This is a genomic window from Rhodoferax sp., assembly GCF_037143375.1.
Lineage (GTDB): Bacteria > Pseudomonadota > Gammaproteobacteria > Burkholderiales > Burkholderiaceae_C > Rhodoferax.
Window position 1 is genome coordinate 1 of sequence record NZ_JBAWYV010000123.1, and the last position, 9,480, is coordinate 9,480.

9 protein-coding genes are annotated in these 9,480 nt (G+C 51.8%); 2 read left to right on the top strand and 7 right to left on the bottom strand.

What is annotated here, in order from left to right; all coding sequences use genetic code 11:
• Nucleotides 1-421: 421 nt before the first annotated feature.
• Nucleotides 422-2,311: an ATP-binding cassette domain-containing protein gene (locus WCG50_RS14855; protein WP_336900382.1), complete on the top strand. Its 1,890-nt coding sequence runs from the start codon at nt 422-424 to the stop codon at nt 2,309-2,311.
• 1 nt (nt 2,312) lies between these two features.
• Here the strand turns inward: WCG50_RS14855 and WCG50_RS14860 are convergent, their stop codons facing one another.
• From WCG50_RS14860 to WCG50_RS14890, 7 genes are all read right to left on the bottom strand, one after another.
• Nucleotides 2,313-3,401, bottom strand: coding sequence for a chemotaxis response regulator protein-glutamate methylesterase (locus WCG50_RS14860; protein WP_336900383.1), 1,089 nt, complete (start codon nt 3,399-3,401; stop codon nt 2,313-2,315).
• 10 nt (nt 3,402-3,411) lie between these two features.
• On the bottom strand, nt 3,412-4,116 hold the full coding sequence (gene cheD / locus WCG50_RS14865) for a chemoreceptor glutamine deamidase CheD (protein WP_336900384.1): 705 nt from the start codon (nt 4,114-4,116) through the stop codon (nt 3,412-3,414).
• 63 nt (nt 4,117-4,179) lie between these two features.
• Entirely contained in the window at nt 4,180-4,992 is an 813-nt protein-coding gene (locus WCG50_RS14870) for a CheR family methyltransferase (RefSeq protein WP_336900390.1), read from the bottom strand.
• Nucleotides 4,993-5,112: 120 nt separating this feature from the next.
• A complete protein-coding gene (locus WCG50_RS14875) occupies nt 5,113-5,601 on the bottom strand; it encodes a chemotaxis protein CheW (protein ID WP_336900385.1) in 489 nt (162 codons plus the stop codon).
• Between the two features lie 25 nt (nt 5,602-5,626).
• Complete coding sequence (locus WCG50_RS14880; protein ID WP_336900386.1) at nt 5,627-7,780, bottom strand: chemotaxis protein CheW; 2,154 nt, start codon at nt 7,778-7,780, stop codon at nt 5,627-5,629.
• A 48-nt stretch (nt 7,781-7,828) separates the two neighbouring features.
• Nucleotides 7,829-8,191: a response regulator gene (locus WCG50_RS14885; protein ID WP_336900387.1), complete on the bottom strand. Its 363-nt coding sequence runs from the start codon at nt 8,189-8,191 to the stop codon at nt 7,829-7,831.
• Nucleotides 8,192-8,232: 41 nt separating this feature from the next.
• Nucleotides 8,233-8,676 carry a hypothetical protein gene (locus tag WCG50_RS14890; protein WP_336900388.1) on the bottom strand — a complete coding sequence of 148 codons (444 nt, stop codon included), beginning with the start codon at nt 8,674-8,676 and terminating at the stop codon, nt 8,233-8,235.
• Nucleotides 8,677-8,875: 199 nt separating this feature from the next.
• On the opposite strand from WCG50_RS14890, the gene WCG50_RS14895 reads away from it, so the two are divergent.
• A partial coding sequence (locus tag WCG50_RS14895) for a response regulator (RefSeq protein WP_336900389.1) occupies nt 8,876-9,480 on the top strand: 605 nt, incomplete at its 3' end.

Here is a 9,480-nt window from a genome sequence, read left to right on the forward strand (position 1 = left end):
GTCTAAACTGAACTTTTCGCTTGCTTCACTGTGATCAGCGAAGCCTTGTATTCTAGTACGGATTTCGACCCTTGTCCAAAGTTTTGTAATTAAATTGGAATTGACATACGTCTGAATTGCCTTCAATCTACTGTGCAAGTCTCACATCGTGACTCGCATAGCACCCATCAGCACCACGAACAGCAATCAAAATAGGGATGGTTCTTTGCTTGACGTGGCTTTTCACGTCGAGTCAACGCCACACATTGAGCGCCCAAAAGCGCATTGAATCCCCTGCATGACCCGTCCCAATAAAAACGAGATCTCACCAATTAGTTGACGCCCTTCATCCACTTATTAAGAACATCAAAGCACAGCCTCTCAAATACTCAAATTTAAGCTTCCAGAAATTTTTTCATCTGGGCAGGATAATCCCACCCCTATGGCACTAATTACATTTCTGAACGCCCAACTCGCTTTTGGGCACGTCGCTTTACTCGACCACACTGACTTTGCACTCGAAACTGGTGAGCGCGTTGGCGTCATCGGACGCAACGGCACGGGTAAAACATCTTTTCTTAAAATCCTGGGCGGCCTCGAAAAAGCTGACGATGGCACCCTGCAACTGCAACAAAATCTGCGACTGGCCTATGTCGCGCAGGAACCAGTTCTCGACCCGGATGCCACCGTTTTTGTCGCCGCAAGCGCTGGCATTGCGGGGGTGATCGCCTTAATTGACCAATATTGTTCCGGCATTGGCGACCTTGACGCGCTCCAGAGTGCGATTGAAGCGCAAGACGGCTGGAACTGGGAGCAGCGCGTTACCGAAACCCTGCACCGCCTCCATCTGGACGAAAACGCAATCATCAGCACTTTGTCGGGCGGCACCAAAAAACGAGTCGCCCTGGCTCAGGCCCTGGTCGCCCAGCCGGATGTACTGCTGCTGGACGAGCCAACCAATCATTTGGACCTCGACTCTATTGAATGGCTTGAAGACTTGCTGATTGCCTTCAAGGGCAGCGTTGTCACCATCACCCACGACCGCAGCTTTCTGGACCGGGTGGCGACACGCATCGTTGAACTGGACCGTGGCAAATTCCGGTCATACGACGGTAATTTTGCCCAATACCTGATTCTTAAAGAGGATCAACTTGCGCAAGAAGCGGTGATCAGCGCCAAGGCCGATAAACTGCTGGCACAAGAAGAAATCTGGATTCGAAAAGGCGTCGAAGCCCGCCGCACCCGCAGCCAAAGCCGCATCGTGCGTCTTGAGAATCTGCGTGCAAGCCGAAAGGCGCACCGCGACTCCGTTGGAAATGTCCGCATGGACGTAGCTTCTGGTGCACTGGGCGGCAAATTGGTGGCCGAACTCACGGACGCCAGTCTGTCGTTTGGCGACAAAGTCATCATCAAAGACTTTACCGCTGCCATCATGCGGGGCGACAAAATTGGTCTGCTGGGCGCTAATGGCGCTGGCAAAACCACACTGCTCAAACTTATTTTGGGCGAACTCACGCCCGACAGCGGCAAGATTCGCCAAGGTGCCAACCTGCAAGTCGCCTACTTTGACCAAATGCGCAACGCGCTGGATCTCGATGCCACCCTGGTGGACTTCATCAGCCCCGGCAGCGAATGGATCGAAATTGGCAACCAACGCAAGCACGTCAAGAGTTACCTGGGCGACTTTCTCTTTTCAGCCGCCCGCGCCAACTCACCGGTGCGATCCTTGTCGGGTGGCGAGCGCAACCGCTTGCTATTAGCGCGTTTGTTTGCACGCCCGGCCAACGTTTTGGTGCTGGACGAACCGACCAACGATCTGGACATCGAAACCCTCGAATTGCTAGAAGAATTGTTGCAAAGCTACGAAGGAACCGTGTTTTTAGTCAGCCATGACCGCACCTTTCTTGACAACGTGGTCACCAGCACGATTGCCTGCGAGGGCAATGGCTTGTGGCGAGAATATGAAGGTGGCGTTCAAGACTGGCTGATTCAATCCAAACGCAGTAAAGAGATTAAGACCGCTACAAATTCAATAGCTGCTTACGCACAACAGACGGGGGCTAGAGGCCAAAAAAGCAATAAATCTGCTGATTCGACCAAATCCTTAAGTATCCAAAAACTCAGCAATAAAGCCCAACGCGAACTCGACACTTTGCAGGCCAAAATTGACGCACTGGAACTGGAGCAAGCCACTGTTCATGCCGAGTTGGCAGATGCCAACCTCTACGCAAAAGCCCCGGAGCGCGCCACGGAACTCTACAAACGGGACGCCGCCATAGAAGAGGAAATGCTCGCAGCCATGACCCGCTGGGAAGAACTCGCGGGCAGTTGATTTATACGCGGTAGCGGTCGGTCGCGCTACTCAACTTGGCAATCAGGGCTGGCGCAATCGATGTGAGTGGCAACACTTCGTCGGCTGCGCCATGCAATATGGCTTCACGCGGCATGCCAAAGACAATGCACGAAGCCTCGTCCTGCACATAGTTGTAGCTACCGGCATCCTTCATCTCACGCATCGCTTTGGCGCCATCGTTACCCATGCCGGTCAACATAATGCCAAAAGCATTGCGGCCCACCACGTTGGCCACGGACTTGAAGAGCACCTCCACCGACGGTTTATGGCGATTGACCAACTCGCCATCTTCAACCACAGCCAAATAATTGGCACCGCTGCGGTCTACTCTGAACTGCTTGCCACCAGGGGCGATGTACGCATGGCCCGGCAGAATTCGCTCACCATTAACGGCTTCTTTAACTGTAATCTGGCACAGGCTGTTCAATCGAGCTGCAAAACTGGTTGTAAAACCTGGTGGCATGTGCTGGGTGATGACAATACCTGGAGAGTCCGCCGGCAAACGCGTCAATATTTCCTTGATGGCCTCGGTGCCACCGGTCGAAGCGCCAATACAGATCATTTTTTCTGTTGAGATGCGCCCGATTGAGACAACCGATGGGCGACTGGGAGCGACTTCACCCGCAGCAGCGCCTGCCAAGGAGGGTGCCGTGGCCGCACGTTTGATATGTGCGGCAGCAGCAATGCGGACCTTCTCCACGATTTGGTTTGACAACTCACTCAAGCCATCAGCCACGCCAATCCGGGGCTTGGAAACAAAATCTACCGCACCTAGTTCCAATGCTTTCATCGTGACTTCGGCACCGCGTTCTGTCAGCGTCGAAATCATCACGACTGGCATCGGCCGCAAGCGCATGAGCCGCCCCAAAAAATCAATGCCATCCATGCGAGGCATCTCGATATCCAGAGTGAGAACGTCGGGGTTAAGCTCGCGAATCATCTCGCGGGCGATCAGTGGGTCGTTGGCAGAACCGACGCATTCCATGTCTTTTTGCCGATTAATGATCTCAGCCAACAGGCTTCGCACCAATGCAGAATCATCCACTACCAAAACTCGAATTTTCTTCAATTGAATCTACTCAAAAAAGGTCGACAGAGCCGCCAGATGTGGTCTTTGCAACAATCGCCGCATTGCCTTTGCGCTCTTCCACTGCCAACGTCTCGGGATGAGAATGCGCTAGTCGCTTGACGAGCGCTTTGCCAGTAGTCGGGAAAAAACAAACTTTGCGGGGATGAATATCCAACACATCCTGCGACACCACCGGAATGCGCTCTGTGGAAAGATAGTCAAGAACGAATTTTGTATTGCGCTCACCCACATTCATGGTGGTAAAACCGGCCATAACCTGCGCACCACCAAAAACTTTTGCTTGCATCGACTCTCGGCGAGCACCTTTTTTCAACATTTCGTTGATCAGCAACTCCATCGCATAGGACCCATATCGACCAAACCCATCGGCACTGTCGCCATCTGGAAGCATGAAGTGATTCATGCCGCCGGCACGGACTTTCCCATCCCAAATGCAGGCTGAAATACAGGAGCCCAACACCGTCATGATGACGATGTCTTCGTTTGAAACAAAATACTCACCCGGCAACACTTTCACAGCATCGTATTGAAAGTGGTGATCGTGATAAAAAAATGATGCCTCACCAGGGTTGCGAGCTTGCGCCTTGAACTGATCCACGCGAGATATGCGCCCGTTTGCCAAGACCTTGGGGGCAATCGGGGCACCTCCAGCGCGTACCAACGAGGGTCCAGAACCAAATGAAGGCTGCGTCATATGTTCCTTGAATTCAGCAGGATAGCAAATGGGAAAAACTCACAACGCCAATGATTAGGGAATCTAGCGACGCTCATAGACGGTCTTTCCTCGAAGAACAAACAAATCCCTCGATTCGCTGAAATTTTCTGCATGCCCGACAAATAACAAACCACCAGGCGCCATCACACGATGAATACGCTCCAAGACCTTGCGCTGTGTCGGCGCATCAAAGTAAATCATGACGTTGCGGCAGAAAACAACATCAAACGGTTCCCGAAATGGCCAATCGTCGCGAATCAAATTAACACTGATGAATTGAATGAGTCGCTGCAACTCAGGCTTTACGCGGGCCATACCCTCATTGGCACCTTTGCCGCGCATAAAGAAACGCTGAATACGTTCTTCGCTTACACCTTTAAGTCCCTCAATGCGGTAAACACCTTGGGCTGCGGAGGCCAAGACCTTGGAGTCAATATCACTGGCAGTTAATGAAAAATTGGCTTTGGCGCCAAGCGACTCCAAGGCGGTCATGACGATTGAGTAAGGCTCTTCACCCGTTGACGCGGCGTTACACCAGACACGCCATGGGCTACTTGAAGGTTTGGACTTCAAGTGGTCTGCAAAAATCTCAAAGTGGTGATGCTCCCGAAAAAATGAGGTTAAATTCGTGGTCAGGGCGTTCACAAACTCTTGCCATTCAGGACCATCATTGGTTTCCAACCAACCCAGATACTCTTTGAAGCTTTGGTGACCCGTATCACGCAAACGCCTCGATAAACGGCTGTAGACCATGGCATGTTTTCCATCATGCAAACTGATCCCGGCCCGCTGGTAAATCAACGCTTGAACGCGATCAAAGTCAGCATCGGTCCAAACAAATTCGCGTCCCTGCATTCCAGGGCCACCAGAATCTGCAAATCCGCCTGTCTGCGCTGACAAGGAAGCCAAGGGACGGAAACGTAGGTTGCTCAGCAACATGCTGCTCGCCACCCATGTTTACTGACTAATGAGTCATTAAACGACATCAGGCGCCAACTCCATATCTACGCCAGACATCAACTTTTCAATATCCAGCAATATCAACATCCGGTCGCCAAGAGATCCCAGACCCAAGACGGAATCGTTGCCGATCACACTTTCAACGTCAGGAGCGGCCTTCAGGCTTTCAGGAGGAAGCTCCATCACATCACTGACAGAGTCCACGACGATCCCGACAATTCGGCTTCGCAAGTTAAGAATAATGACAACCGTGAAGGAATCGTATTCAACCTTTGAACAGTTGAACTTCAACCGCATATCAACGATGGGAACAATCGTTCCACGTAAATTGACAACGCCTTTGATGAAGTTAGGTGCGTTAGCAATGCGAGTTGGTGGCTCATAGCCACGAATCTCCTGTACCTTCAAAATATCAATGCCGTATTCTTCACGGTCAAGCCGAAAGGTCAGGTATTCCCGCGCACCGGCCGAGACCATGTCACCAATTTTTTCCATTGCACCCATCTTGAGTTCCTTTATGTAACAGGCGTTAGTGACGCGAGCGACGAACCAGCGCGCCGGTATCCAGGATCAGCGCCACCTTGCCATCTCCAAGGATCGTGGCCCCCGAAATATTGGGAACCTTCCTGTAATTCGACTCCAGATTTTTCACGACAACTTGCTGTTGGCCCAATAGTTCATCGACCAGCAAGGCAACGCGGCACCCGTCAGCCTCGATCACAACCATGATGTCACTAGACTTCTCGGAATCAAAACGCGGGACCTGGAAAACTTTTTCAAGTTCAATCACCGGCATGTATTCTTCGCGGACTTTAACCAACTGGGAACCTTGGCCAACCGTACTCACCGCATCGGATTTAACCTGGAAAGACTCAACGACCGAGGAGAGTGGCAGGATATAGACCTCGTTACCAACACCCACTGACATGCCGTCCATGATGGCCAGAGTGAGTGGCAAGCGAATCGACACCTTCATGCCGTATCCCTCTGACGAGTCAATCTCCACGGTTCCGTTCAAAGCGGCAATGTTTCGCTTCACAACGTCCATGCCAACACCACGACCCGAAACATCGGTTACCACTTCAGCCGTAGAAAAGCCCGGCGCAAAAATCAACATCCAGACTTCAGAATCTGGCATTTGATCGGATACATCCATCCCTCGTTCACGCGCTTTTGTCAAAATCTTTTCGCGAGACATTCCACGCCCATCGTCACGCACCTCAATCACGATGGACCCACCCTGATGCGCCGCGGATAAAGTGATCGTTCCAGTTTCAGATTTACCAGCCCGAATGCGATCAGCAGGCATTTCCACGCCGTGGTCACAACTGTTGCGTACCAGATGGGTCAGTGGGTCCGTGATTTTTTCAACCAAGCCCTTATCCAGTTCTGTGGCTTCACCTTGCGTCACAAAATCAACTTTCTTGCCCAGTTTGTTCGCCAGATCACGCAACATCCGTGGGAATCGACTGAAAACAATCGACATGGGAATCATCCGAATCGACATCACCGATTCCTGCAAATCCCGTGTATTTCGATCAAGGTCTGTCAACCCCGTCAAAAGTTGCTGGTAAAGCGCGGGGTCTAACGCACGGCTGTTTTGCGCCAGCATGGCTTGTGTGATGACCAACTCGCCCACCAAATTGATTAGCTGGTCGACCTTGCTGATAGCAACCCGAATCGTAGCCGCTTCTGGCTGCACGATGGGCGCTGGAGTTTTGGGGGCAATCTTGGCAACTGCAGTGGATGCCACAGCCTCGACAGAAGCACTTGGGGTACCAGGTGCTCCATCAAAAAATCCAAACCCTGGCAGTGGCGCCAATGGCGCGCCGGGTGGTGGATCATCAGCGTAAGAGGCTTTTACGGGTGCTTCTGCGATATCTTCAAACAAACCATAACCAGGATCAGGGGCGACAGCGGCTTCTTCAATCTCTTTAATGGACACTTGTGCCCTGGAGACGTGAAAAGCGAACAAATCAAGCAAATCTTCATCGGATGAAGAAGTTTCAACCGCAAATACACGCGTGTCAGCCTGATTACTAACCAAGACTTTAATGTCTCCCAATCCGGGAATATCCCGAAATAACTCTTTAATGGCGTCCGCCTGCTCTGGGTGATCCAGTGGCCCAATTCGAATTTCAAGCGATCGTGTTGTTTTTGCTGATTTAGGCACTGACTGCACCACAACTGGGGGTGGCGCCGGAACCAGAACCACTGCCGGTTGAACAGGTGCGGAAATCGCCTTGGGCAAGGCCGGCTGCCCGGAAGCCAGCACGCTAATCCTCTTTACCAAATCAGCGGTGGGTGGAGAAACGCCCTCCCCGCCTGCCTGATGACGCGCCAGAAGTCCTCTGGACGCATCGGCGGACTCCAGCAACACATCAACCATTGCCGCATTGGGCTGCAATTCATGGCGGCGCAAACGATCCAGCAAGGACTCCATTTGATGCGTCAACTCGGCAACATCAGAGAACCCGAAGGTTGCTGCGCCCCCTTTGACGGAATGCGCACACCGGAAAATACCGTTCAGCTCTTCGTCGTCTGCCGTCTCAAGATTGAGTGTGAGCAGCATCTGCTCCATCAAATCCAGATTTTCGCCAGCCTCCTCAAAGAAGATTTGATAAAACTGGCTAAGGTCAAAATCCGCCCCTGAACCACCACTCTCTTGATGCGCTTCCGACATATCTATCTCCAATGTTTCTTAAACTTCGCCAACTCAATTCTGAGCGCGTTACTTGATCACTTTTTTTATAACTTCAAGCAGTCGGGCTGGGTCAAACGGCTTCACCAACCAACCGGTCGCGCCTGCAGCACGGCCAGCCTGCTTCATCAGGTCACTCGACTCTGTTGTCAACATCAGAATGGGGACAGTTTTAAATAAAGGGTGATCTCTCAACTTTCGAGTGAGACCCAGCCCATCAAGTCTGGGCATGTTTTGGTCCGTCAATACAAGATCAAACGTCTGAGCCAAGGCTTTTTCGTAGGCATCAACTCCATCCACTGCCTCAACCACCTGGTAGCCAGCCCCGGTTAAAGTAAACGACACCATCTTGCGCATGGACGGCGAATCGTCAACAGCGAGTATTAAAGGCATTTGAAGCTCCGACAATTTCAGTTATAAATAAATGGGTACGCTCAAAAAAGCTCTATTGAACCTGCGTACATTTCGTCTTGCGTCACGGGATTCGGCCTCTCAGGGACATCCTCAACAAAGGGCACGGCCTCGCCGTCTTCCTGCCCCATGGATTCGGAAGCCAATCGATACGCGCAGCCCTGGAGAATTTTGGAGGTATGCGTAATGAGTTGTGACGCCATGTCTTGAAACTGCAACTCGGTCACAGCCGCCCTCAATGCGCTTCGAACCGCATCCAATTCTTTCGAATCAACCAGCACGGGATCTGCGAGATTGGCACTGGCGCTGGTGAACCGTTCCATCAAATTGGTCATCGTATGCGCCAACAATCCATCAAGCCGATTTAAATCGTGCACAACAACCAGAAGCGAATCCTGCACCTCTGCGACCAGCATCACAGGAAGCTGCACAGCGGGAACTGAAGATGATGTTTGATTCGGTTGCATTCTTGTGTCCAATCTCAGCACCAAGCATCGCACACTATCATGACTTTCGTGGGCGCACGCTGTAATGGCTCAGGTTATCAGGATTATCCCAATATTTGGGAGGATTCAATGCAATTTATTCAAATAGCAGGCCTCGTTTGCCACCGAACAGGGCACCAGATTCGTCAGACAACTATCGCGGACAATGACAGAATTAACCATGCAACACGAACAACGTTCCTCCGACTTAATACGAATTCTTCACTTGGAGGATTCGGCTCTGGATCACGAACTTGTCCGACTCGCCTTACTCAAGTCTGGAGAATGCTACGAACTGGAAAGAGTTGAAACACTGGACGAGTTTGCGCGACTAGTCCAAACCTTCAGTTTTGATGTCATTCTGGCGGATTACAGGTTGCCGGGCTTCACGGCCCTGGATGCCTGGCAAGTGCTGCAGCAACAAGTACCGCACCCCCCACCTTTTATATTGCTTTCGGGTGCCATAGGTGAGCCTGCGGCAGTTTCGGCCATAAAAATGGGCATGAGCGACTACTTGGCCAAAGATGATTTGAGCAAATTGGCCCAGATCATTCGCCGATCGCTCGAAGTTCACACTATCCGGCGCGCGAAAGAAGTGGCCGACATGGAATTGGCCTTGTCTGAACGGCGTCTTGCAGATTTTGCCGAGCATCTGCAAATGACGATTGAGCAAGAACGCGCTGCAACGGCCCGTGAGATTCATGACGACATCGGCGGCTCACTGGCGGCAGTGAAGTTCGATCTTTCGTGGCTTAGTCGGCACTCTGAAGACCCCCAGACCCTTGG